The sequence below is a fragment of the Pseudomonas sp. 22072 genome (assembly GCF_052046095.1).
GTDB classification, from domain to species: domain Bacteria; phylum Pseudomonadota; class Gammaproteobacteria; order Pseudomonadales; family Pseudomonadaceae; genus Aquipseudomonas; species Aquipseudomonas paracarnis.
Window position 1 is genome coordinate 1 of sequence record NZ_JBQEQE010000032.1, and the last position, 24742, is coordinate 24742.

Here is a 24742-nt window from a genome sequence, read left to right on the forward strand (position 1 = left end):
AGTCCAGCGGGAGCATGCTCCCTCGCCACAGGGCAGCGCTTCTGCTTGACTGAATGGCATTAGGCAGTTGAACGTCGGCGCTGCCTCAGGGGTCTTTGAACTAACCCCTCCAGAGCGTCCGCTGCCGCATGGCAAAAACCCACGATTTCGCCAAACAATGGTTCGCCGCCAAAGGCTGGAAACCGTTCGCCTTTCAGAAAGAGGTATGGGCCGCGGTCAAGGCCGGCCAGTCGGGGTTACTGCATGCCAGCACTGGGGCGGGGAAAACCTATGCCCTCTGGTTTGCCGCCCTCAACCGTTTCGCCATCACCCGCCCGCCCGCCACAGGCAAACGCAAACCACCTGCCGAGCCGCTGACCGTGCTGTGGATCACGCCAATGCGCGCCTTGGCCGCCGACTCCGCACGCGCCCTGCAAGCCCCACTGGAGGCGTTGCAGATTCCCTGGAGCGTGGGCCTGCGCACCGGTGACACCAGCAGCAGTGAACGCGCGCGCCAGACCCGTCGCCAACCCACCGCCCTGGTCACCACCCCGGAAAGCCTGACGTTGATGCTGGCCCGTGCCGACAGTGAAACCAGCCTGGCGCACCTGCGCATGGTCATCGTGGATGAATGGCACGAACTGATCGGCAATAAGCGCGGCGTGCAGTTGCAACTGGCACTGGCACGCTTGCGGCGCTGGCATCCTGAATTGATGGTGTGGGGTATTTCCGCGACGCTGGGTAATCAGGCCCACGCTTTGGAGGTACTGGTTCCACAGGGCGGCGGCATCAATGTACAGGGGCAAACGGCCAAGGCACTGAAGGTCGACACCTTGCTGCCGCCCGTCACCGAGCGCTTTCCCTGGGCCGGGCATATCGGCTTGAAGATGTTGCCGCAAGTGGTCGCCGAGGTAGAGGCCAGCAGCAGTTGCCTGGTATTTACCAACACCCGGGCCCAATCGGAAATCTGGTATCAGGCGATTCTCGACGCCCGACCGGACTGGGCCGGATTAATTGCACTGCACCACGGCTCGCTATCGCGGGAGACCCGGGACTGGGTGGAGCGAGCGTTGAAAGACGGGCAACTCAAGGCGGTGGTGTGCACGTCCAGCCTGGACCTGGGCGTGGACTTCTTGCCGGTGGAACGGGTGCTGCAAATCGGCTCCGCCAAGGGCATAGCGCGGTTGATGCAACGCGCCGGGCGTTCCGGCCACGCGCCAGGGCGGCCCTCACGGGTAACGCTGGTGCCAACCCACAGCCTGGAGCTGGTGGAAGCCGCAGCCGCCCAGGATGCGATCGCCCAACGGCGCATCGAAGCGCGGGAATCACCTTACAAGCCGCTGGATGTGCTGGTCCAACACTTGGTCAGCATGGCCTTGGGCGGCGGGTTTACTCCGGCGGCACTGTTGGACGAAGTGCGCGGCGCCTGGGCCTATCGCGACCTCACCGAAGCGGATTGGGCCTGGGCCCTGGGGTTTGTGCGCCATGGTGGCCTGTCACTCACCGCTTATCCGGATTACCGCCGGGTGGAGCCCGATGAGCACGGCATCTGGCGTGTTCCGGATGCCCGCCTGGCACGCCGCCACCGCATGAGCGTCGGCACCATCGTCAGTGATGCCAGTATCCAGCTCAAGTTCTGGAGCAAGGGCGGCGGCGGCAAGAACCTGGGCAGTGTCGAGGAAGGGTTTATTGCAAGGCTCAAGCCGGGGGATGGGTTTCTGTTCGCCGGGCGCTTGCTGGAACTGGTGCGTGTGGAAAACATGACCGCCTATGTGCGCCGCAGCAACGCGAAAAAAGCCGCCGTGCCACGCTGGAATGGCGGGCGCATGCCCCTTTCCAACGAACTGGCCCAGGCGGTGGTCGAGCGTTTTGATACCGCCGCGCATGGGCACTTCGACGGCCCAGAGATGAAGGCGGTGCAACCGTTGCTGCACACCCAATTGCGCTGGTCCGGGCTGCCGACCCGCGAGCATTTGCTGGCTGAAACCCTGCGGTCGCGGGAGGGCTGGCACTTGTTTTTGTATCCGTTCGCTGGCCGCCAGGTACACCTGGGCTTGGCCAGTTTGCTGGCGTGGCGGGTCAGCCAGCAGCAGCCGCTGACCTTTTCGATTGCGGTGAATGATTATGGCCTGGAGCTGTTGAGCGCCACCGAGGTGCAGTGGCCCCAATTGTTGAATACTCGGTTGCTGAGCCCCCAAGGCCTGCTGGCTGACGTAATTGCCAGCCTCAATGCCGGTGAACTGGCCCTGCGCCGCTTTCGCGAGATTGCGCGAATCGCCGGGCTGGTATTTGCCGGGTATCCCGGCGCGCCAAAAAGCACGCGACAAGTGCAGGCTTCCAGTGGTTTGTTCTTTGAAGTGTTCAAGCAATATGACCCACAAAATCTGCTGCTGGCCCAGGCAGGAGAAGAAGTTCTGCGGGACGAGCTGGATATTCGCCGGCTGGAACAGACGCTGAATCATCTGTCGACATTGAAGCTGGACTTGCACAGGATCCAGCGGCCCACGCCCCTGGCCTTTCCGCTGCTGGTAGAACGGATGCGCGAAAGCATGAGCTCGGAAAAACTCTCGGAGCGCATCGCGCGGATGGTCAAGGACCTGGAAAAAGTCGCCGATAAAGGGCAAGGCTGATGCATTACCCACTGACGGTTGAAGGCGAAGAACTCTGGCTATTGCCGGACAAGGCCGTGTATTGGCCCGCACGCCGATGCCTGCTGATTGCCGATGCGCATTTTGGCAAGGCTTCGGCCTATCGCAGCCTGGGACAACCGGTGCCACAGGGCACGACTACGGCCAACCTGGAACGCCTGGACAGGCTCGTATCGGCCCTACCGTGCGCGCAGTTGATCTTTCTCGGTGATTTCCTCCACGGTCCCGGCTCTCACGCCAGCGGCACCCTGAACGCAATCAGGGCCTGGCGTGAGCGCAATCGCACATTGGCCTTGACCTTGATTCGCGGCAATCACGACAAAAGCGCCGGCGACCCACCGTTGGATCTGGGCATCGAGGTGATCCCCGAGCCCCTGCTGATGGGCCCTTTCGCCTTGCAACATGAGCCAGACGCCCACGCCAGCCATCATGTAGTGGCGGGGCATGTGCATCCGGTGTACCACCTGCGCGGCAAAGGGCGCCAGCGGCTACGCCTGCCATGCTTCCAGATCGGCACTCAGGTTAGCCTGCTGCCAGCCTTCGGCGCGTTTACAGGGGGTTATGCCGTGGAGCAGGCCCAGGACCAGCGAATCTTTGTGATTGGCGATCACCAGGTCTGGCCGATTCAATGAATCGAAACAAGCCTGCTCAGGTTTCAGGCAACGGGCGCGGGTGGCGGCTCGTCCGGTAAGGTCGGCTCACCCGGCTCGGTAGGCTGCGGGTAATCAGGTTCGGGTTGACCAGGGATGCCCCCCGCGTGCGCGGGGTTGGCCATCAAGGACCAGGCCAGAACACCAATCTGGTTGGGTTCAAGCCGGGCGAGTTCTGCGCTGATTCGCGGGTCGATCTTCATAGGGTACTCCTCAAGTATGGCCCGGCGCGTTTCACACGCGCCGAAGCAGTACACCTAGATAGAGTCACTTTCTGCAGACAAATTCCCTTTACCCGTAGGCGCTTTCGATCAAGCGCGTGGGAGAGTGACGCCGCGTTGGCCCTGATACTTGCCCGCACGGTCTTTGTAGGACACTTCACAGGCCTCATCGGACTGCAGGAACAGCATCTGTGCCACGCCTTCGTTGGCGTAGATTTTCGCCGGCAAGGTGGTGGTGTTGGAGAATTCCAGGGTGACGTGGCCTTCCCACTCAGGCTCAAGCGGCGTGACATTGACGATAATGCCGCAGCGGGCATAGGTGCTTTTACCCAGGCAGATGGTCAGCACGTCGCGAGGAATACGGAAGAACTCCACGGTGCGCGCCAGGGCGAAGGAGTTGGGCGGGATGATGCACACGTCGCTCTTGACGTCGACGAAGCTCTTTTCGTCGAAGTTTTTCGGATCGACGATCGCCGAATTGATGTTGGTGAACACCTTGAATTCATCGGCGCAACGCACGTCGTAGCCATAGCTGGAAACGCCGTACGAAATCACGCGCTCGTCGCCTTCGCCACGAATCTGGCGTTCGACGAACGGCTCGATCATGCCGTGTTCCTGCGCCATGCGGCGAATCCACTTGTCCGATTTGATGCTCATGGCGGTGTCCTGAATAGCGAGGCGAAAAAAATCTGTGGGCCATCTTACCGGGGCCAGCCTTGGGGTTCAAAGGCCACAAGGGTTTTCTTGATCAAAGCCCTGCGCGCTATAAGCCTCAGCCAACACGGCCGGGGGCGGGATTGCCGTGAGGGATGTCTGTAAATACCACCGCCAGTCACGAAAATAGAGAAACCTTCGGAAATACCATTGGCACGTTCCGGAAAAAGGGTTAAGGTGGCGCCACTGTGCTGCTTGTGTCACTGAGAATCTCTACACGATATGTTGAATTTCGATCCAACCATCTCCAAGAATTTTTCCTGCTCTTTGCACTCAGTCTCGGCCAGGGCTTTTCCTGAGTCGCAGTTAACTTTGTCCAAGGAGATACACCATGTCTAATCGCCAAACTGGTACCGTTAAGTGGTTCAACGATGAAAAAGGCTTCGGCTTCATCACTCCACAATCCGGTGACGACCTGTTCGTTCACTTCAAAGCTATCCAATCCGACGGCTTCAAAAGCCTGAAAGAAGGCCAACAGGTTTCTTTCATCGCTACCCGCGGTCAGAAAGGCATGCAAGCTGAAGAAGTTCAAGTTATCTAACTTGTACTGACTTAGTCGAAAAAACCCCGCCCTTAAAAGCGGGGTTTTTTTATGCCTGATCGTTCCCGCGCTCTGCGTGGGAACGCCTCTTGTGACGCTCGGCGTCGCGCTTTGGGACGCCGAGCGTCCAGAGCTGCATTCCCACGCAGAGCATGGGAACGATCAGGGCACAGCAAAACGCCCGGTGCATTCACATGCATCGGGCGTTTTGTGATCGCTGCCCTACCAATCGTTATTGGAACAACGACTCACTCGACAAGCCATTCTTCTCCAGGATCTCGCGCAAGCGCTTGAGGCCCTCTACCTGGATCTGCCGCACCCGCTCACGGGTCAGGCCGATCTCCAGGCCTACATCCTCCAGGGTGCTGCTCTCATGGCCGCGCAGGCCGAAGCGGCGAATCACCACTTCACGCTGCTTGTCCGTGAGCTCTGAGAGCCACTGGTCAATACTTTGGGAAAGATCATCGTCTTGCAGCAGCTCGCAAGGGTCTGTCGGACGATCATCGGTCAGGGTGTCCAGCAGGGTCTTATCCGAATCCGGACCCAGCGAGACATCGACCGAAGAGACACGCTCGTTAAGGCCCAGCATGCGCTTGACCTCCCCTACCGGTTTTTCCAGGAGGTTGGCGATCTCTTCAGGCGAAGGTTCATGATCGAGTTTTTGCGTCAGCTCACGCGCCGCCCGCAGGTAGACGTTGAGCTCCTTGACCACATGGATCGGCAACCGGATCGTGCGGGTCTGATTCATGATCGCCCGTTCGATGGTCTGGCGAATCCACCAGGTGGCATAGGTGGAGAAACGGAAGCCCCGCTCAGGGTCGAACTTCTCCACAGCCCGGATCAAGCCCAGGTTACCCTCCTCGATCAGGTCCAACAGGGAAAGCCCACGATTGACGTAGCGTCGGGCGATCTTCACCACCAGGCGCAGGTTGCTTTCAATCATGCGCTTACGCCCAGCCGGATCGCCCTTCTGCGACAGACGCGCAAAATGGACTTCTTCTTCGGGGGTCAACAGAGGGGAAAAGCCGATTTCATTGAGGTACAGCTGGGTCGCATCGAGCGCCCGCGTGTAATCAACGTACTTGTGCTGCTTCAAAGCGGCAGCATTTTTGGATTTGGTGCGAACTGAAGGTGGTGATACCCCTTCATTATCTGACATCGTTTCCAAATCGATGCCGGTCTCCATAAGGAGAACCTCATCGTCGATGTCAAACTCCGGCACTTCTTTACTGAGAGCCATTGTTATAGTCCTTTGGTGAGTTCGACCTCAAGCTCAAGCGACGCCTCTATCCTTGGCAACGCTGGAGCCTGTTCCTTCTACGTGAGGGAACAGGCTGTGCAACACATCAACGACGGGGCAGGAATTGCAGCGGATCTACAGGCTTCCCTTGGCGGCGAATCTCAAAGTGCAGTTTCACCCGGTCTGTGCCCGTTGACCCCATTTCGGCAATCGTCTGTCCGACCTTGACCTGCTGCCCCTCCCGAACCAACAACCTGCGGTTATGACCGTAGGCACTGACGTAGGTATCGCTGTGTTTGATGATGACCAGCTCGCCGTAGCCCCGCAAACCACTCCCGGCGTACACCACTGTCCCATCAGACGCAGCTAAAACAGGCTGTCCCAAATCCCCGGCGATATCAATGCCTTTATTCAAACTACCGTTTGAAGAGAATTTTCCAATCAACACTCCGTTTGAAGGCCATCCCCATCCGGTCGGCGCAGGCCCGGCAGGTGGCAACGGCGCGGGTGCCGGCTTGCTCGCAACCGTAGGCGCGGCGCTGCCTGCAGGCCGAGTGATGATGGTGGTCTTGCTCGAGGACGATGGCGAAGAACCCGACTTTGTCACAACTGCCGTAGGTGCAGAACCTGAGCGACCATCGAAACGAATGGTCTGCCCGGGATGGATCGTATACGGCACAGGAATGTTGTTACGGGCGGCCAGCGCCTTGTAGTCCCAGCCATAACGGAAGGCAATCGAGAACAGTGTGTCGCCTTTGCGCACCACGTATTGGCCGGTGGTGACCGTAGGTCTCTGGGGGGTTGCGTTGGTACGGTCAACGACCCGCGCACCGCCGGATGGCGTGCTCGAGCAGGCTGCCAATAAGGAACTCAAGACAAGGCCAAGCACCAGTCGCTGAAAGCTTGTTTTACTCATTCGCTGCGCAGGACCTGTGAGACTCACCCGCCGCTCCCTTTGTGGTGGCTGAACGTTAACGCCTGGATCAGGCTTGAAATATGACGCAAGTATAACTGGGCATTGGCTTTTTACTGGCACCTGACTGAAAGGAAAAATTCATCATGTTTAATCGTGGCTGCCAGGTGTGTTGATTCAATAGACCCCGCCGTAAGACACATCCCCGTCTACAGAATTCACTGCGCGCGAATAAATGATCAGGCCAGCGGGCCGTTGAGCAAGGGGACGAAACGCACAGCACCGAGTACATGCCGGGAAAAGCCTTCGTCTTCGCGGATAATAAGCATCAACTGTTGCACTTCGCCGGAGCCCACCGGGATGACCAAACGCCCGCCAGGCGCCAATTGATCCAGCAAGGCTTGCGGCACATCGGTGGCGACGGCGGTGACGATGATACCGTTGTAGGGCGCCAGCGCCGGCCAGCCCTCCCAACCATCGCCCCAGCGGAATACCACGTTGCGCAGGTTCAGCTCCACCAAACGCTCTTTGGCCCGGTCCTGTAGCACCTTGATGCGCTCGACCGAAAACACCCGCTCTACCAATTGCGACAGCACGGCCGTCTGGTAGCCGGAGCCGGTACCAATCTCCAGCACCTTGTCCAACGGCCCCGCCGCCAGCAGCAGCTCGCTCATGCGCGCGACCATGTAGGGCTGGGAGATGGTCTGGTTGTGGCCGATGGGCAACGCTGTGTCTTCATAGGCGCGATGTGCCAGCGCCTCATCGACAAACAGGTGCCGCGGCGTGCGCCGGATCACTTCCAGCACCTGCGCGTTGGACAAGCCTTCTTCATACAGACGCTGGATCAACCGCTCCCGGGTGCGCTGGGAGGTCATCCCAATCCCACGGCGCAACAGATCGTCTTGTTCACGAGCCATCAACGCAGTCCCTCCAGCCAGCCATCAAGGCCACTGAAGGCATCACTGAAGGTGCGATCAAACAGCAGAGGAGTAACGGAGACATAGCCTTGCATCACCGCATGAAAGTCCGTGCCTTCGCCGCCATCTTCGGCGTCGCCGGCGGCGGCGATCCAATACCCTTCCTTGCCGCGAGGGTCGACCACCTTCAAGGGCGCCGCCGCACGGGCGCGATGGCCCAGGCGCGTGAGTTGGATACCGCGAATATGGTCGAGGGGCAAGTTGGGGATATTGACGTTGAGCACCGTACGCGGCGGCAGGTCCAGGGAAGCATGGGCCTCCACCAACTTGCGCGCGTAGTAGGCCGCCGTCGCCAGGTTATCCAGTTGCCGCGAAGCAAAGGAAAAGGCAAAGCCGGTGCGGCCCAGGAAGCGCCCTTCAAGGGCCGCCGCCACGGTGCCGGAATACAGCACGTCATCGCCCAGGTTGGCGCCCAGGTTGATCCCCGAGACCACCAGGTCTGGCTGGTGCTCCAGCAAACTGTTGATTGCCAGGTGCACGCAGTCGGTGGGGGTGCCGTTAACGCTGATAAAGCCATTGGCCAGGACCCGCGGGTGCAGCGGACGGTCGAGCGTCAGCGAACTGCTGGCGCCGCTCTTGTCCTGGTCGGGGGCAACCACCACGCACTCGGCGTAATCCTGCAGCGCAGCATGAAGCGCAGCAAGACCGGGTGCGGTGGCACCGTCATCGTTTGATATCAGAATACGCATGGGCTGTCCGTCTGCCCCACCGGCACCAGATCAACAAGCTCGCGCACCAAGACAGTGGCGAAGCATCCGGCCGGCAGGACGAATTCCAATTGCAGAATGTCAGGCCCGGGATAATGCCACGTCAACCCGCCAATGGGCAGTCGCAGAATGCGACGTTCCTGGCTCATTCCCGCCTTCACCAACCAATCACGTAGGTCTGCTTCTCCAGCGGCGACAGATTGTTCCAACTCGTATGTAAGACCTTTCGCCGGCGAATCGCCTTCGCCCCACTGCGGGCCGGTGGGATGCAGGTCCAGGATCGCAAGCCGCGGGTCACTGCACTCAGCTTCCCCGGCCGGAAAAAAACTGCGACTGTCGGTAAACGCCAGCAGATCGCCAACTTGGGCACGCTGCCATGAACCGTCGGCGACGCGGGCCGCCAACACTTGGTTGAACAGGTAACTGCGAGCCGTGGACAGCAAGCGCGAGCGCACGTTGCGCTGCTCGGGCAGGGCCTTGCGGGCAGCCCACTCGCGAGCATCCACCACATTGCCGCCGTTGTGGCCAAAACGCTGGGTGCCGAAATAATTGGGGATGCCGTGCCGGGCAATCAACTGCAGACGTGCGTCGATGGCAGCGGTGTCGCCGGCCAGTTGGGTCAGGCGCAAGGTGAAACCATTGGCCGAATGGGCCCCACGCTGCAACTTGCGCTTGTGACGGGCGGTTTTAAGGATCTTGAGGGTGTCGTTTTCTGCGCCGCTCATGTCCGGGTCGGCCTTGCCGGGCAACTGCACGCTGAACCACTGGCGGGTCAGGGCCTGACGATCCTTGAGCCCGGCATAGCTGACGGTGCGCAATGGCACCCCAGCAGCCTTGGCGATACGCCGTGCGGCTTCCTCAGTGTTCAAACCGCGCTTTTCCACCCACAGCCACAGGTGCTCGCCATCGCCGGTCAGCGGGAGGTCCAGCACCTCATCAACCTGGAAGTCTTCGGCCGTGGCCTTCAGTACCGCGCTGCCCAGGGCCTCGCCATAGGCCCGCGGGCCCAGCAGTTGCAGGTCGTTCATGCGCGCAGCAACAAGGCGACGGAGTGCACCGCAATGCCCTCTTCACGACCGGTAAACCCGAGCTTTTCGGTGGTAGTGGCTTTCACGTTGACTTGATCCAATTCAATTTGCAGGTCTGCGGCGATCACTGCGCGCATCGCTTCAATATGGGGGGCCATTTTCGGCGCCTGGGCGACGATGGTGTTATCGACGTTGCCGACCTTCCAGCCCTTGGCATGGATCAGGCCGACCACATGGCGCAGCAACACACGACTGTCCGCCCCTTTGAAGGTGGGGTCGGTGTCCGGAAAGTGCTTGCCGATATCGCCTAATGCAGCCGCGCCGAGCAAGGCATCGCTCAAGGCGTGCAGGACCACGTCGCCGTCGGAATGAGCCAGCAACCCATGGTGGTGTGCAATGCGCACGCCGCCCAGGGTGATGAAATCGCCTTCAGCGAAACGGTGCACATCGTAGCCGTGGCCAATACGCATAAAAAAACGCCCCGATTTAATTCAGGGCGTGATTCTACCTACTTTTGCCTCAGATTAACCGAGCAAAGCACGCCCATGATGACGCAAATGGTCTTCGATGAAGCTGGCGATGAAAAAGTAGCTGTGGTCGTAGCCAGGCTGCAGGCGCAGTTCCAGCGGATGGTTGGCTGCCTTGGCCGCCTGCAGCAGGGCTTCAGGCTTTAGCTGAACGGCGAGGAAATCGTCGCGATCGCCCTGGTCCACCAACAGCGGCAGCTTTTCCGAGGCTTCGCTGATCAGCACGCACGCATCCCATTCACGCCACTTAGAGCGCTCTTCACCCAAATAACGGGAAAAGGCTTTCTGACCCCAAGGACAGTCCATCGGATTGTTGATCGGCGAAAATGCCGACACCGACAGGTAACGTCCAGGGTTGCGCAGCGCACAGACCAGCGCACCGTGACCGCCCATGGAGTGGCCGCTGATGCCGCGCTTATCCGACGCAGGGAAATGCGCTTCCACCAAGGCCGGTAACTCCTGTACCACGTAGTCATGCATCCGATAGTGCTTGGCCCAGGGTTCCTGGGTGGCATTGAGGTAGAAGCCGGCGCCGAGGCCGAAGTCCCAGGCATTGTCCGGGTCGCCCGGCACGCCGGGGCCACGGGGGCTGGTGTCCGGCGCGACGATAATCAAGCCCAACTCGGCGGCCATGCGCTGGGCGCCGGCTTTCTGCATGAAGTTCTCATCGGTACAGGTCAGACCGGACAGCCAATACAGCACCGGTAATTTACCGCCCTGCTCTGCTTGCGGCGGCAGATAGACCGCGAAGGTCATGTCGCAACCGAGCACATCCGAATGATGCTTGTAGCGTTTATGCCAGCCGCCGAAGCTCTTCTGGCATGACAGGTTTTCCAGACTCATGGCCGACCTCAGAAGTGAATGACGGTACGAATGCTCTTGCCTTCATGCATCAGGTCAAACGCTTTGTTGATATCTTCCAGGCCCATGGTGTGGGTGATGAAGGTGTCCAGCGGGATTTCACCGGACTGAGCCATTTCCACGTAGCTTGGCAATTCGGTACGACCGCGCACGCCACCAAACGCCGACCCACGCCAGACGCGCCCGGTGACCAGTTGGAATGGGCGAGTGGCAATTTCCTGGCCAGCACCGGCCACACCGATGATCACCGACTCGCCCCAGCCTTTGTGGCAGCACTCAAGAGCCGCACGCATCAGTTGTACGTTGCCGATGCACTCGAAGGAAAAGTCCACGCCGCCGTCGGTCAAATCCACGATCACATCCTGGATTGGGCGGTCGTAGTCTTTCGGGTTGATGCAGTCGGTAGCACCCAGTTGCTTGGCGATTTCGAACTTGGCTGGGTTGATATCGATGGCGATGATGCGCCCGGCCTTGGCCTTGACTGCACCGATAATCGCCGACAGGCCAATACCGCCCAGGCCGAAGACGGCCACGGTGTCGCCCGGCTTGACCTTGGCGGTGTTGATCACCGCACCGATGCCGGTGGTGACACCGCAACCGAGCAGGCAGACTTTTTCCAGCGGCGCTTCTTTAGGAATCTTGGCCACGGAGATTTCCGGCAGCACGGTGTACTCGGAGAACGTCGAGGTGCCCATGTAGTGGAAAATCGGCTGGCCCTTGTAGGAGAAACGCGTGGTGCCATCCGGCATCAAGCCCTTGCCCTGCGTGGCGCGAATGGCCTGGCACAGGTTGGTCTTGCCACTCAGACAGAACTTGCACTTGCCGCATTCCGGGGTGTACAGGGGGATCACGTGATCGCCCACAGCCACCGAAGTTACGCCCTCGCCGATGGCTTCCACCACTGCGCCGCCTTCATGGCCGAGGATCGACGGAAAAATGCCTTCCGGGTCGGCGCCCGACAAGGTGTAGGCGTCGGTATGGCACACGCCGGACGCAACTACCCGCAGCAGCACCTCGCCAGCCTTGGGCATGGCGACATCCACTTCAACAATCTCAAGGGGCTTCTTGGCTTCGAAGGCTACGGCGGCACGGGACTTGATCATCCGGGTTTCTCCATCGGGTTAAAAACTGAGGCCGTGAGTGTAAAACATCGCCCATTGATGAATAATCCGGACCAAAGCAAAACATTATTGCCGTACAGGGACAATCAGCATGCTGGAGAACCGCTGGGAAGGCATTGACGAGTTTGTCGCGGTGGCCGAATGCAGCCAGTTCACGGCGGCGGCCGAACGGTTAGGGGTGTCTTCATCCCATGTCAGCCGGCAAGTGGCGCGTCTTGAAGAACGCCTGCAAACCCGATTGCTGTACCGCAGTACGCGCAAGGTGACCTTGACCGAAGCCGGTCAGACCTTCCTGCAGCACTGCCAACGCCTGCAGGACGGTCGCGAGGAAGCGTTGCGGGCGGTGGGCGACCTGACCAGCGAACCCAAGGGCATGTTGCGCATGACCTGCGCCGTGGCCTATGGCGAACGTTTTATCGTGCCGCTGGTGACGCGGTTCATGGCGCACTATCCGCAACTGCGCGTGGACATCGAGTTGACCAACCGCTCGCTGGACCTGGTCCATGAAGGCCTCGACCTGGCCATCCGCCTGGGACGCCTGCAAGACTCGCGCATGGTCGCCAGCCGTCTTGCGCCTCGGCGCATGTACCTGTGCGCCTCCCCCTCCTACCTCGAACGGTACGGTCGGCCACACAGCTTGTCGGAGTTGAGCCGGCATAACTGTCTGATTGGCAGCTCGGATATCTGGCAAATGGCCCAGGATGGGCGGGAATTTTCCCAGCGTGTGCAAGGCAATTGGCGCTGCAACAGTGGGCAAGCGGTGTTGGATGCCGCGTTGCAAGGCATGGGCTTGTGCCAGTTGCCGGATTACTACGTGCTGGAGCATCTGCACAGCGGGGCGTTGGTGTCGCTGCTGCAGGCTCATCAACCGCCGAATACCGCCGTGTGGGCGCTGTATCCGCAGCAGCGGCATTTGTCGCCGAAGGTGAGGAAGCTGGTGGATTTCTTGAAGGTGGGATTGGCGCAGAGGCCGGAGTACAAGCATTGAATTGAGGTGGTCTGCACCGGCCTCATCGCGGGCAAGCCCGGCTCCCACAGTTGGACGTGTTGTTTGATGTGGCAGCGATCAAATGTGGGAGCTGGCTTGCCTGCGATGAAGCAGATTCGGTCTGACGGGTTACCGCCGGTTAGCCCAGCGCAACTTCAACCACTCCAGGTCTTCCGGCCGAGTCACCTTGATATTGTCCGAACGCCCTTCGATCAGGCGCGGTGCCTGCCCAGACCATTCCATGGCCGACGCTTCATCGGTGATCACCGCATCGGCCACCAGGCTGTCGGCCAAGGCGCGATGCAAGGCGCCCAGGCGGAACATCTGCGGCGTGTAAGCCTGCCAGATCAGGCGGCGATCAATGGTGTCCACCACACGGCCATGCTTGTCGACACGCTTGAGGGTGTCGCGTGCCGGTACCGCCAGCAGGCCGCCTACCGGATCGTCAGCCAGTTCCGCCAACAATTTGTCGAGGTCATCACGGCTCAGGTTAGGCCGCGCAGCGTCATGCACCAACACCCAGTCGTCATCACTTGCGCCCAGGGCGTTGAGTTGCAGCAGCGCATTGAGTACCGAGCCGGAACGTTCCGAGCCCCCGTCGGTACGCTGGATACGCGGGTCATTGGCGCATGCCAAGGTGGGCCAATAAGGATCGTCAATTGCAAGACTGACCACCAGGCCCTTGAGGCATGGATGGTCGAGAAAACAGCCGAGGCTGTGTTCGAGAATAGTGCGCCCGCCCAATTGCAGGTACTGCTTGGGACGGTCCGCAGCCATACGGGCACCGACGCCCGCGGCAGGAATCACGGCCCAGAAGGCCGGTAAATCGTGGCTCATTGGGCCAACTGGTAGAGGGTCTCGCCCTCCTTGACCATGCCCAACTCATGACGAGCCCGCTCTTCAACGGTCTCCGTGCCTTTTTTCAGCTCAAGCACTTCAGCGTCGAGGACACGGTTGCGCTCCAGCAGGCGTTCGTTTTCGGCACGCTGGTCGGCAATTTGCTGGGTCAACTCTTCCACCTGCGCAAAGCTGCCATTACCGACCCATAGGCGGTACTGCAGGCCAGCCAGCAACAAGAGCAAGACGAGGAACAACCAATTGGGACTGCGCATCGAAATCCGGGTATCCATTGAATAAAGACAGTCATGCAAACCTTTTGCAGCAACTGATAGCACAAAGCCTGGAAAACCCAGGCTTGCGCTTGCCAGTCAGCAGATTAGCGCCGAAATTCACATTTTCGTGAGATTTCCAACGCAATCCGCCGACTTTTTACCATTTACTGCTTAGCCGCGAAACTCGCCGCGACCGTTGTACTTGGCCTTACCTGCCAATTGCTCTTCGATGCGCAGCAATTGGTTGTACTTGGAGACGCGATCGGAACGGCACAGGGAACCGGTCTTGATCTGGCCCGCCGCAGTACCCACGGCCAGGTCGGCAATGGTGGAATCTTCGGTTTCGCCGGAGCGATGGGAGATCACGGCGGTGTAGCCCGCGGCCTTGGCCATCTGGATGGCTTCCAGGGTTTCGGTCAGGGTGCCGATCTGGTTGAACTTGATCAGGATCGAGTTGGCGATCTTCTTGTCGATGCCTTCTTTCAGGATCTTGGTGTTGGTCACGAACAGGTCGTCACCCACCAGCTGGATTTTTTCGCCGATCTTGTCGGTGAGGATTTTCCAGCCATCCCAGTCGGACTCGTCCAAGCCGTCTTCGATCGAGATGATCGGGTAGCGCTGGGTCAAGCCTTTGAGGTATTCAGCGAAGCCTTCGGAGTCGAACACCTGGCCTTCGCCGGACAGGTTGTACTTGCCGTCTTCATAGAATTCGCTGGCGGCGCAGTCCAGGGCCAGGGTCACGTCGGTGCCCAGCGTGTAGCCAGCGTTGGCCACAGCTTCGGAGATGACTTTCAGTGCATCTTCGTTGGAGGCCAGGTTCGGCGCGAAACCACCTTCGTCTCCCACGGCAGTGCTCAGGCCACGGGCCTTCAGTACAGCCTTGAGGTGATGGAAAATCTCGGTGCCCATGCGCAGGCCTTCGGAGAAGGACTTGGCGCCCACTGGCTGCACCATGAATTCCTGGATGTCGACGTTGTTATCCGCGTGCTCGCCACCGTTGATGATGTTCATCATCGGCACCGGCATCGAGTAGACGCCCGGAGTGCCATTCAGGTTGGCAATGTGTGCGTACAACGGCAGGTCCTGGTCCTGGGCTGCTGCCTTGGCGGCGGCCAGGGATACCGCGAGGATGGCGTTGGCGCCGAGGCTGCCTTTGTTTTCAGTGCCGTCGAGCTTGATCATCGCGTGGTCCAGGGCTTTCTGGTCCAGCGGGTCCTTGCCCAGCAACAGGTCACGAATCGGACCGTTGATGTTGGCTACAGCCTTGAGTACACCCTTGCCCAGGTAACGGCTCTTGTCGCCATCACGCAGTTCCAGCGCTTCGCGCGAACCGGTGGAAGCACCGGACGGCGCGCAGGCGCTGCCGATGATGCCGTTATCGAGAAGCACGTCGGCTTCGACGGTGGGGTTGCCACGGGAGTCGAGAACTTCACGACCTTTGATGTCGACGATTTTTGCCATTGTTGTAAACACTCCAAAGTTGACGAAAACGACGCAGCTGAAGGAAATCTTTTGACCGACCGCAAGGGTGGAACAACGGGGCAGGCTTGCAGACGACAAGGCTCAGGCCCGGGGGCCTGAGCGTAAAGCGTGGGAAATTCTACCGGAGAAATGCCAGTTACGCGGTCTCTACCGTCGGAAAACTCTTGACCAGCTCGTCCAACTGCTTGAGTTGGGCCAGGAATGGCTCCAGCTTGTCCAGGCGCAGCGCGCATGGGCCATCACATTTGGCGTTGTCTGGGTCCGGGTGAGCTTCAAGGAACAGGCCCGCCAGGGACTGGCTCATGCCCGCCTTGGCCAGGTCCGTCACCTGGGCACGTCGCCCGCCAGCGGAGTCCGAGCGACCACCGGGCATTTGCAGCGCGTGGGTCACGTCGAAGAACACTGGGTATTCGAACTGTTTCATGATGCCGAAACCGAGCATGTCCACCACGAGGTTGTTATAGCCGAAGCTCGAACCCCGCTCGCAAAGGATCAACTGGTCGTTACCGGCTTCCACGCATTTGCTCAGGATGTGTTTCATCTCCTGAGGAGCGAGGAATTGGGCTTTCTTGATGTTGATCACCGCGCCGGTCTTGGCCATGGCGACTACGAGGTCGGTCTGGCGCGACAGGAAGGCCGGCAACTGGATGATGTCGCACACCTCGGCGACCACGGCAGCCTGCTCAGGCTCGTGGACGTCGGTTATGATCGGCACGCCGAAGGCTTGCTTGATGTCCTGGAAGATCCGCATGCCTTCTTCAAGGCCCGGGCCGCGATAGGAGGTCACGGACGAACGGTTGGCCTTGTCGAAGCTGGCCTTGAAGACGTAAGGGATACCCAGTTTCTGGGTGACCCGCACGTACTCCTCACACACTTGCATCGCCATGTCACGGCTTTCCAGCACGTTCATGCCGCCGAACAGCACCATGGGCTTGTCGTTGGCAATCTCGATGTCGCCTACGCGAATGATCTTCTGGGCCATCAGGTTTACGCCTTCTTCTGATGTTGCGTCAGTGCTGCTTTGACGAAACCACTGAACAACGGGTGACCGTCGCGCGGCGTCGAGGTGAACTCCGGGTGGAACTGGCAAGCCACGAACCACGGATGATCCGGTGCCTCGACCACTTCAACCAGCTTGCCATCACCGGAGCGGCCGGAGATTTTCAGGCCAGCTTCTTTGATCTGCGGCAGCAGGTTGTTGTTCACTTCATAGCGGTGGCGGTGACGCTCGACGATCACATCCTTGCCGTAGCAGTCGTGTACCAGCGAGCCAGCTTCCAGCAGGCAATCCTGTGCGCCCAGGCGCATGGTGCCGCCCAGGTCGGACGTTTCGGTACGGGTTTCAACGGCGCCGGTGGCGTCTTCCCACTCGGTGATCAGGCCCACGACCGGATGGCCGCTGGTGTGATCGAACTCGGTGGAGTTGGCGTCTTTCCAGCCCAGCACGTTACGGGCGAACTCGATAACAGCCACTTGCATGCCCAGGCAGATACCCAGGTACGGCACCTTGTTTTCACGGGCGTACTGCACTGCGGTGATCTTGCCTTCCACGCCACGCAGGCCGAAACCGCCGGGAACGAGGATAGCGTCAACACCTTCGAGCAGCGCGGTGCCCTGGTTCTCGATGTCTTCGGAATCGATGTAGCGCAGGTTGACCTTGGTACGGTTGCTGATACCGGCGTGGCTCATCGCTTCGATCAGCGACTTGTACGCGTCCAGCAGTTCCATGTACTTGCCGACCATGGCGATGGTGACTTCATGCTCAGGGTTGAGCTTGGCGTCGACAACCGCTTCCCACTCGGACAGGTCGGCGCCGCCGCACTGCAGGCCGAAACGCTCGACCACAAAATCATCCAGCCCCTGGGAATGCAGGATGCCCGGGATCTTGTAGATGGTGTCGGCGTCTTCCAGGGCAATCACCGCACGTTCTTCAACGTTGGTGAACTGCGCGATCTTGCGGCGCGAGGAAATGTCGATCGGGTGATCGGAGCGGCATACCAGCACATCCGGCTGCAGGCCGATGGAACGCAGTTCCTTGACCGAATGCTGGGTAGGCTTGGTTTTGGTTTCGCCGGCAGTGGCGATGTACGGCACGAGTGTCAGGTGCATCAGCATCGCGCGCTTGGCGCCGACTTCGAAACGCAACTGGCGGATGGCTTCGAGGAACGGTTGGGACTCGATGTCACCCACGGTGCCACCGATCTCGACCATCGCCACGTCGGCATCGCCTGCACCCTTGATAATGCGGCGCTTGATTTCGTCGGTGATGTGCGGGATCACCTGGATGGTTGCACCCAGGTAGTCACCACGGCGCTCTTTGCGCAGCACGTGCTCGTAGACACGGCCGGTGGTGAAGTTGTTGTTCTGGGTCATGGTCGTGCGGATGAACCGCTCGTAGTGGCCCAGGTCCAGGTCGGTCTCGGCGCCGTCGTGGGTGACGAACACTTCACCGTGCTGGAACGGGCTCATGGTGCCCGGGTCAACGTTGATGTACGGGTCCAGCTTGAGCATGGTGACCTTAAGTCCCCGCGCCTCCAGGATGGCCGCCAATGAAGCGGAGGCAATGCCTTTCCCCAATGAAGAAACAACACCGCCCGTGACGAATATGTAGCGCGTCATGAAAAACCCTAGAAGTCTGCGTTAAAGCGGTCCGAGCCGCCGGGGAAAGCGAAGGAAGGCCGAAGCCCCCGATCACCTGCATTAATCACAGTGCACCTTTCAAAAAAACCGCCGCGTTGTGACAGACCAGCAATGAAGCACCGGTACGTTGATCGCTACACATTTTTTGGAATCGCCCAGCAAAGACTGCTTGGTAATCGGCAACGACTGCGATTCAGGCGAATCCACAGAAGTTGTATCAAGAAGGGAGCGTAGTCTACCGGAAAGGCGCTATCAGCTCAAACCTTGATCGCAGGTCTGTGGCAACCAATCCAATTGCACCTCACCCACCGACCTGGACCATGCCCCCGCAACGCTTGGCACAGCCAGCAATTGCTCGCCCCGATAGACCAGCGGCAATCTGCCACGGGCGAAGCCCGGCATGCCGCTTTCATTCAGCAGACGCTTGAGATCCCGCCGGCCTCGGCCCGCTACGTCGATGATTTCGCCACCCTGGCGATAACGCACCTCCAGCGGGCCTTCGGGGGCCTTGCCGATAAACCTCAGTTGACCATTGCCCGTTAACTCTAGTGGATCTTGCGGATCGGGCCAGCTCACCGATGCGTCGGAAAACTCCGACCAGGTCGAGGGCAACCACCAGATGCGTTCAACGCTACGCTGCATTTGGCCGTCGGCCAGGCGCCACAGAGGCTGTGCGTCGCTCTTGGCATCGCGCAGAGCATGCCAACCGGCCCAGTGGTCGCTGTCGGGTAAACGGGTCAGTGGCGTGAGCCAATGCCGCAGGGCGTTACGCTGGCGGGCATCGGATAGCTCGCGCAATGGTTCAAGCGCCAGGGACGGCAGAGGCAACCAGGGAAACGCAGAAGGCTGATCGGCGCGCTGCAGGTCCATCATCGCCAATTCGTCGAGCAGCCCTTGAGCCTCAGCCATGTGTTCAGCCGTGCGAGCCAGGTGGGTGATCGCCTGTGGCCAGCGTTTCGTCAGCGCGGGAAGTACGTGGTGACGCAGGTAATTGCGGGAAAACCGTGGATCAACGTTGGAGGGGTCGTCGATCCACTGCAACTGATGCTGATGGGCGTAGGCTTCCAGGTCGCTACGGGAAAATGCCAGCAACGGCCGCACCAAGCACCCCTGCGCCAAGGGGCGATGCTCAGGCATAGCCGCCAGCCCTCTTACACCGGCGCCACGCAGCAGGCGAAACAGCAGGGTTTCGGCTTGATCGTCGCGATGCTGGCCAGTGAAAAGCACCTCCCCCCCCCCTAGGACCTGCATGAACGCTTGGTAGCGCGCCTCGCGGGCCGCACGCTCAAGGCTCGCACCCTGACTGACCTGCACGCGCATGACGCGCAAAGGTACGCCCAGGCTGTCGCAGACCGATTGGCAATGAGAGGGCCAAGCATCGGCAGCAGCTTGCAGGCCATGGTGGACATGGACGGCGCTGACAGGAGGCAGATTTTCGATTTTGGCCAATGAGGCCAGGAGGTGCAGCAGAACGGTGGAGTCGAGACCGCCGGAGAATGCGATATGCCAGGCCGGCGCGTTGCGCCAGTCGGCCAGGGTGTGCAGGAGTGTGGCCGGCAGGGTTGGTTTCATCACACGTCACCGCCGCAAAGCTTGAATACGTTCGTCAGCATACACAAAGCAAATGTGGGAGCCGGGCTTGCCCGCGATGCAGGCACCTCGGTGTATCAGTGATACCAAGGTGATGCTATCGCAGGCAAGCCAGCTCCCACACAAGCCGGCTACTACATTGGGTACAGCGTCGGCTTAGAGGCCGTAGCTCATCAGGCGCTCATAACGACGAGCCAGCAGCGCTTCGTTATCCAGCTTCTTGAGCATCGCCAGTTGCGACCCCAACTCGGCACGGATGGTCGCAGCGGCGGCAGCCGGGTCACGGTGGGCGCCGCCCAGTGGCTCGGCGATGACCTTGTCCACGATACCCAGGCCTTTGAGGCGATCGGCGGTGATGCCCATGGCTTCGGCAGCGTCCGGCGCCTTTTCGGCGGTTTTCCACAGGATCGAGGCACAACCTTCCGGCGAGATCACCGCGTAGGTCGAGTACTGCAACATGTTCAATTGGTCGCAGACACCAATGGCCAGGGCACCGCCGGAACCACCTTCACCGATCACGGTGGCAATGATCGGAGTTTTCAGGCGCGCCATGACGCGCAGGTTCCAGGCAATCGCTTCGCTCTGGTTGCGCTCTTCGGCGTCGATACCCGGGTAGGCACCCGGCGTGTCGATGAAGGTCAGGATCGGCATCTTGAAGCGCTCGGCCATTTCCATCAGGCGGCACGCCTTGCGATAGCCTTCCGGGCGCGGCATACCGAAGTTGCGGCGTACTTTCTCGCGCACTTCACGGCCCTTCTGGTGACCGATCACCATCACCGGCTGGTCGTCCAGGCGAGCGATGCCGCCCACGATGGCTGCGTCGTCGGAGAAGTGACGGTCGCCGTGCAACTCGTCGAACTCGGTGAAGATGTGTTCGATGTAGTCCAGGGTGTAGGGACGGCGCGGATGGCGAGCCAGGCGCGCGATCTGCCAGCTGGTCAGCTTGCCGAAGATGTCTTCGGTGAGCGTGCTGCTCTTGTCTTGCAGGCGAGCGATTTCATCACCGATGTTTAGCGAATTGTCATTGCCGACCAGGCGCAGCTCTTCGATCTTGGCTTGCAGGTCAGCGATCGGCTGTTCGAAATCAAGAAAATTCGGGTTCATAAGCGTCCGTCTTGGGTCGACGGCCAAGGGGTGCCTGGCCAGCCGGTTGTCTATTCGCGCCCTACCTTAAGGGAGAGGCGCGTTTAGGTCGAGATTAAATGTTTAGTCGAGATCAGATCTATCTGACCGTCAACGGTATTGGAGGAAGACGTTGTCTCGCCCGAACTGGTCACGCAAAGCTTGAATCAAGCCATCAGCGGGATCAATTCGCCACGTCTCACCAAACTGCAACATGGCCTTGGCATCGCTGCCGGTGTACTCCATGGTCACCGGGCATGCGCCACGATGGCGTTTTAGCAGGTCACCCAACCAGCGTAGCTGATCGCCCTTAAGCGCTTCGGTCTTGACCTTCAGGCGCAGGCTTTCGGCCAGGTTGGTGCGGGCGTCTTCCATGCTCATCACGCGCTTGATGCGCAGGCGCAGGCCACCGGAGAAGTCATCATTGCTGACCTCCCCTTCCACCACCACCATGGCGTCGGTCTGCAACAGCGATTGGGCGGAGTGAAACGCGTCGGCAAACAATGACGCTTCGATACGGCCCGAGCGGTCATCGAGGGTGATGAAGCCCATCTTGTCGCCCTTCTTATTTTTCATCACCCGCAGGGCGATGATCATACCGGCGACGGTCTGGGTATCCCGCGCCGGTTTCAGGTCGATGATGCGCTGGCGGGCAAAACGGCGGATTTCGCCTTCGTACTCGTCAATCGGGTGGCCAGTGAGGTACAGGCCCAAGGTGTCTTTTTCACCCTTGAGGCGCTCCTTCAGAGTCAGCTCCTTGGCCTTGCGGTGATTCGCGTAGACATCCGCATCTTCTTCGACGAACAGCCCGCCAAACAGGTCGGCGTGGCCGCTGTCATGGGTACGGGCGGTCTGTTCGGCGGCCTTGATCGCCTCTTCCATGGCGGTCAGCAGCACCGCCCGGTTACGATCGATATTGGCCTGGTAAGCCTTCGGCTCATCATGAAAATACGGGCCAAGACGGTCGAGTGCGCCGCTGCGGATCAGGCCATCGAGGGTACGCTTGTTGATGCGTTTGAGGTCAACGCGTGCGCAAAAGTCGAACAGGTCCTTGAACGGCCCGTCCTGACGCGCTTCGGTAATGGCCTCGACCGGGCCTTCGCCCACGCCTTTGATCGCGCCGAGGCCATAGATGATGCGGCCTTCGTCGTTCACCGTGAACTTGAACTCCGAAGCGTTCACGTCCGGCGCGTCGAGGCGCAGCTTCATGGTGCGCACTTCCTCGATCAAGGTCACGACCTTGTCGGTGTTGTGCATATCCGCCGAAAGTACCGCCGCCATGAACGGTGCCGGGTAGTGAGCTTTCAGCCAGGCGGTCTGGTACGACACTAGGCCATAGGCTGCGGAGTGGGATTTGTTGAAGCCATAACCGGCGAACTTTTCTACCAGGTCGAAGATGTTACCGGCCAGGTCGGCATCGATGTTGTTGGTCGCGCAACCTTCAATGAAACCGCCGCGCTGCTTGGCCATTTCCTCGGGCTTTTTCTTACCCATGGCGCGACGTAGCATGTCCGCACCGCCGAGGGTGTAGCCGGCCATCACTTGGGCGATCTGCATCACCTGTTCCTGGTACAGGATGATGCCGTAGGTCGGCGCCAGTACGGGCTTGAGGCCTTCATACTGATAGTCGGAATGCGGGTAAGCCAGCTCGGCCCGGCCGTGTTTACGGTTGATGAAGTCATCCACCATGCCCGATTGCAGCGGGCCCGGACGGAACAGGGCCACCAGTGCGATCAAGTCTTCCAGGCAGTCGGGCTTGAGCTTTTTGATCAGTTCCTTCATGCCCCGGGATTCAAGCTGGAACACTGCGGTGGTTTCGGCTTTTTGCAGCAGGCTGTACGTCGGCTTGTCGTCCAGCGGGATAAACGCGATATCCAGCGGTTCTTCGCCGACCTTGGCACGGTCGCGGTTGATGGTCTTGAGTGCCCAGTCGATGATCGTCAGAGTCCGCAGGCCGAGGAAGTCGAACTTCACCAAGCCGGCGGCCTCCACATCGTCCTTGTCGAACTGGGTGACCAGTCCGTCGCCTTCTTCATCGCAATAGATCGGCGAAAAGTCGGTGAGCTTGGTCGGCGCAATAACCACACCACCGGCGTGTTTACCGACGTTACGCACCACGCCCTCGAGCTTGCGCGCCATGTCCCAGATTTCGGCGGCTTCTTCATCGACCTTGATGAAGTCGCGCAGGATTTCTTCCTGCTCGTAGGCTTTTTCCAGGGTCATGCCGACTTCGAACGGGATCATCTTCGACAGGCGGTCCGCCAAACCGTAGGACTTGCCCTGCACCCGCGCCACGTCGCGGATTACCGCTTTGGCGGCCATGGAGCCGAAGGTGATGATCTGACTTACCGCGTTGCGACCGTATTTTTCGGCCACGTACTCAATCACGCGGTCACGGCCATCCATGCAGAAGTCGACGTCGAAGTCGGGCATGGAAACCCGTTCCGGGTTCAGGAACCGTTCGAACAGCAGGTCATATTCAAGCGGGTCAAGGTCGGTGATCTTCTGTACGTAGGCCACCAGCGAGCCAGCACCTGACCCCCGACCAGGGCCTACCGGTACACCGTTGTTTTTGGCCCACTGGATAAAGTCCATTACGATCAGGAAGTAACCGGGGAACCCCATCTGGATAATGATATCCAGCTCGAAATTCAACCGATCGACATACACCTGGCGCTTGGCTTCGTAGTCCTCGGTGGTGTCCTTGGGCAGCAGGACGCTGAGGCGTTCCTCCAGGCCATCGAACGACACTTTGCGAAAGTATTCGTCGATGGTCATGCCATCGGGAATCGGGAAGTTGGGCAGGAAGTGTTTGCCCAGCTTCACTTCGATGTTGCAGCGCTTGGCGATCTCGACGGAGTTTTCCAGGGCCTCGGGCAAGTCGCTGAACAGCTCCGCCATTTCCTCGGCGCTTTTGAGGTACTGCTCTTCGCTGTAGTTCTTCGAGCGGCGCGGGTCATCCAAGGCACGGCCTTCGCCGATGCACACGCGGGTCTCGTGGGCTTCGAAATCTTCTTTCTTGATAAAGCGCACATCATTGGTCGCCACCAGCGGCGCACCCAGCTTATCGGCCAGGGCTACGGCAGCGTGCAGATGCTCTTCATCGTTGGGGCGGTTGGTGCGCTGGACTTCCAGGTAGAACCGGCCTGGGAACACCTGCATCCACTCACGCGCCAGCACTTCGGCTTCCTGAGGGTTGCCGCCCAGCAGCGCGATACCGATTTCGCCCTCTTTGGCCGCCGAGAGCATGATCAGACCTTCGCTGGCTTCGGCCACCCACTCGCGCTCGATGATGATCGAGCCGTTGCGCTGACCATCGATAAAGCCACGGGAGATCAGTTCGGTGAGGTTGCGATAACCCACGCCGTTCATCGCCAGCAGGCTGATGCGGCTCAGGGGGTTATCCGGGTCTTTGTTGGACAGCCACAGATCGGCGCCGCAGATCGGCTTGATGCCGGCGCCCATGGCGTTCTTGTAGAACTTGACCAGGGAACACATGTTGTTCTGGTCGGTAACCGCAACCGCAGGCATGTTCATGCCCACCAGGGTTTTGACCAGCGGTTTGATCCGTACCAGGCCGTCGACCAGGGAGTACTCAGTGTGCAGGCGTAGATGAACGAATGAAGCCGGCATAGTGATCCTGTCTTGATACATGAAAACAACAAGGCCCGGATTGTACCG

At 59.9% G+C, this 24742-nt stretch carries 22 protein-coding genes; 4 read left to right on the forward strand and 18 right to left on the reverse strand.

Annotation, left to right across the window (positions count from 1 at the left end):
- The first annotated feature begins 128 nt into the window (after nucleotides 1–128).
- The gene (locus tag ACTJLA_RS23680) at nucleotides 129–2609 is read left to right on the forward strand and encodes a ligase-associated DNA damage response DEXH box helicase (protein WP_314549179.1); all 2481 of its coding nucleotides are present in this window, start codon (nucleotides 129–131) and stop codon (nucleotides 2607–2609) included.
- The gene (pdeM, locus tag ACTJLA_RS23685; RefSeq protein WP_259285014.1) at nucleotides 2609–3259 is read left to right on the forward strand and encodes a ligase-associated DNA damage response endonuclease PdeM; all 651 of its coding nucleotides are present in this window, start codon (nucleotides 2609–2611) and stop codon (nucleotides 3257–3259) included. The genes ACTJLA_RS23680 and pdeM overlap by 1 nt, the downstream gene beginning before the upstream one ends.
- A gap of 23 nt (nucleotides 3260–3282) precedes the next feature.
- Here the strand turns inward: pdeM and ACTJLA_RS23690 are convergent, their stop codons facing one another.
- Together ACTJLA_RS23690 and dcd are read right to left on the reverse strand one after the other, a co-directional pair.
- Nucleotides 3283–3480, reverse strand: a complete 198-nt coding sequence (locus ACTJLA_RS23690) for a hypothetical protein (RefSeq protein WP_005785769.1) — start codon at nucleotides 3478–3480, stop codon at nucleotides 3283–3285.
- Nucleotides 3481–3588: 108 nt separating this feature from the next.
- Nucleotides 3589–4155, reverse strand: coding sequence for a dCTP deaminase (gene dcd, locus ACTJLA_RS23695; protein WP_003189215.1), 567 nt, complete (start codon nucleotides 4153–4155; stop codon nucleotides 3589–3591).
- Between the two features lie 388 nt (nucleotides 4156–4543).
- Between dcd and ACTJLA_RS23700 the strand changes: the two genes are divergently transcribed.
- Entirely contained in the window at nucleotides 4544–4753 is a 210-nt protein-coding gene (locus ACTJLA_RS23700; protein ID WP_002554837.1) for a cold-shock protein, read from the forward strand.
- A 232-nt stretch (nucleotides 4754–4985) separates the two neighbouring features.
- Here the strand turns inward: ACTJLA_RS23700 and rpoS are convergent, their stop codons facing one another.
- The 8 genes from rpoS to ACTJLA_RS23740 all read right to left on the reverse strand — a co-directional run bounded on the left by rpoS (nucleotide 4986) and on the right by ACTJLA_RS23740 (nucleotide 12109).
- The gene (gene rpoS / locus ACTJLA_RS23705) at nucleotides 4986–5993 is read right to left on the reverse strand and encodes an RNA polymerase sigma factor RpoS (RefSeq protein WP_034126846.1); all 1008 of its coding nucleotides are present in this window, start codon (nucleotides 5991–5993) and stop codon (nucleotides 4986–4988) included.
- Nucleotides 5994–6099: 106 nt separating this feature from the next.
- Nucleotides 6100–6936, reverse strand: a complete 837-nt coding sequence (locus ACTJLA_RS23710; RefSeq protein WP_032893170.1) for a peptidoglycan DD-metalloendopeptidase family protein — start codon at nucleotides 6934–6936, stop codon at nucleotides 6100–6102.
- A gap of 209 nt (nucleotides 6937–7145) precedes the next feature.
- Complete coding sequence (locus tag ACTJLA_RS23715; protein ID WP_169850588.1) at nucleotides 7146–7781, reverse strand: protein-L-isoaspartate(D-aspartate) O-methyltransferase; 636 nt, start codon at nucleotides 7779–7781, stop codon at nucleotides 7146–7148.
- A 41-nt stretch (nucleotides 7782–7822) separates the two neighbouring features.
- Nucleotides 7823–8572, reverse strand: coding sequence for a 5'/3'-nucleotidase SurE (surE, locus tag ACTJLA_RS23720; RefSeq protein WP_003189210.1), 750 nt, complete (start codon nucleotides 8570–8572; stop codon nucleotides 7823–7825).
- Nucleotides 8560–9618, reverse strand: coding sequence for a tRNA pseudouridine(13) synthase TruD (gene truD / locus ACTJLA_RS23725; RefSeq protein ID WP_200582778.1), 1059 nt, complete (start codon nucleotides 9616–9618; stop codon nucleotides 8560–8562). The genes surE and truD overlap by 13 nt, the downstream gene beginning before the upstream one ends.
- The gene (ispF, locus tag ACTJLA_RS23730) at nucleotides 9615–10088 is read right to left on the reverse strand and encodes a 2-C-methyl-D-erythritol 2,4-cyclodiphosphate synthase (protein ID WP_034126843.1); all 474 of its coding nucleotides are present in this window, start codon (nucleotides 10086–10088) and stop codon (nucleotides 9615–9617) included. The genes truD and ispF overlap by 4 nt, the downstream gene beginning before the upstream one ends.
- Nucleotides 10089–10142: 54 nt before the next feature.
- Nucleotides 10143–10988: an S-formylglutathione hydrolase gene (gene fghA, locus ACTJLA_RS23735; protein ID WP_058410376.1), complete on the reverse strand. Its 846-nt coding sequence runs from the start codon at nucleotides 10986–10988 to the stop codon at nucleotides 10143–10145.
- A gap of 8 nt (nucleotides 10989–10996) precedes the next feature.
- Complete coding sequence (locus ACTJLA_RS23740) at nucleotides 10997–12109, reverse strand: S-(hydroxymethyl)glutathione dehydrogenase/class III alcohol dehydrogenase (protein ID WP_014717243.1); 1113 nt, start codon at nucleotides 12107–12109, stop codon at nucleotides 10997–10999.
- A 109-nt stretch (nucleotides 12110–12218) separates the two neighbouring features.
- On the opposite strand from ACTJLA_RS23740, the gene ACTJLA_RS23745 reads away from it, so the two are divergent.
- Complete coding sequence (locus ACTJLA_RS23745; protein WP_034126841.1) at nucleotides 12219–13115, forward strand: LysR substrate-binding domain-containing protein; 897 nt, start codon at nucleotides 12219–12221, stop codon at nucleotides 13113–13115.
- Nucleotides 13116–13244: 129 nt separating this feature from the next.
- Here the strand turns inward: ACTJLA_RS23745 and ispD are convergent, their stop codons facing one another.
- The 8 genes from ispD to dnaE all read right to left on the reverse strand — a co-directional run bounded on the left by ispD (nucleotide 13245) and on the right by dnaE (nucleotide 24694).
- Nucleotides 13245–13952: a 2-C-methyl-D-erythritol 4-phosphate cytidylyltransferase gene (ispD, locus tag ACTJLA_RS23750; RefSeq protein ID WP_198791117.1), complete on the reverse strand. Its 708-nt coding sequence runs from the start codon at nucleotides 13950–13952 to the stop codon at nucleotides 13245–13247.
- Nucleotides 13949–14227, reverse strand: a complete 279-nt coding sequence (gene ftsB, locus ACTJLA_RS23755; protein WP_003189195.1) for a cell division protein FtsB — start codon at nucleotides 14225–14227, stop codon at nucleotides 13949–13951. Before ftsB ends, ispD begins: the two co-directional genes overlap by 4 nt.
- 171 nt (nucleotides 14228–14398) lie before the next feature.
- Nucleotides 14399–15688 carry a phosphopyruvate hydratase gene (gene eno, locus ACTJLA_RS23760; protein ID WP_198791118.1) on the reverse strand — a complete coding sequence of 430 codons (1290 nt, stop codon included), beginning with the start codon at nucleotides 15686–15688 and terminating at the stop codon, nucleotides 14399–14401.
- A 157-nt stretch (nucleotides 15689–15845) separates the two neighbouring features.
- On the reverse strand, nucleotides 15846–16691 hold the full coding sequence (gene kdsA, locus ACTJLA_RS23765) for a 3-deoxy-8-phosphooctulonate synthase (protein ID WP_003189190.1): 846 nt from the start codon (nucleotides 16689–16691) through the stop codon (nucleotides 15846–15848).
- A gap of 5 nt (nucleotides 16692–16696) precedes the next feature.
- Nucleotides 16697–18328, reverse strand: a complete 1632-nt coding sequence (locus tag ACTJLA_RS23770) for a CTP synthase (protein ID WP_034126838.1) — start codon at nucleotides 18326–18328, stop codon at nucleotides 16697–16699.
- A gap of 273 nt (nucleotides 18329–18601) precedes the next feature.
- Nucleotides 18602–19921, reverse strand: coding sequence for a tRNA lysidine(34) synthetase TilS (tilS, locus tag ACTJLA_RS23775; protein WP_314549152.1), 1320 nt, complete (start codon nucleotides 19919–19921; stop codon nucleotides 18602–18604).
- Nucleotides 19922–20095: 174 nt separating this feature from the next.
- Complete coding sequence (locus ACTJLA_RS23780; protein ID WP_003189182.1) at nucleotides 20096–21043, reverse strand: acetyl-CoA carboxylase carboxyltransferase subunit alpha; 948 nt, start codon at nucleotides 21041–21043, stop codon at nucleotides 20096–20098.
- 129 nt (nucleotides 21044–21172) lie between these two features.
- Nucleotides 21173–24694 (reverse strand): DNA polymerase III subunit alpha, encoded by a 3522-nt coding sequence (dnaE, locus tag ACTJLA_RS23785; RefSeq protein WP_003189180.1) that lies wholly within the window; start codon nucleotides 24692–24694, stop codon nucleotides 21173–21175.
- Nucleotides 24695–24742: the final 48 nt, after the last annotated feature.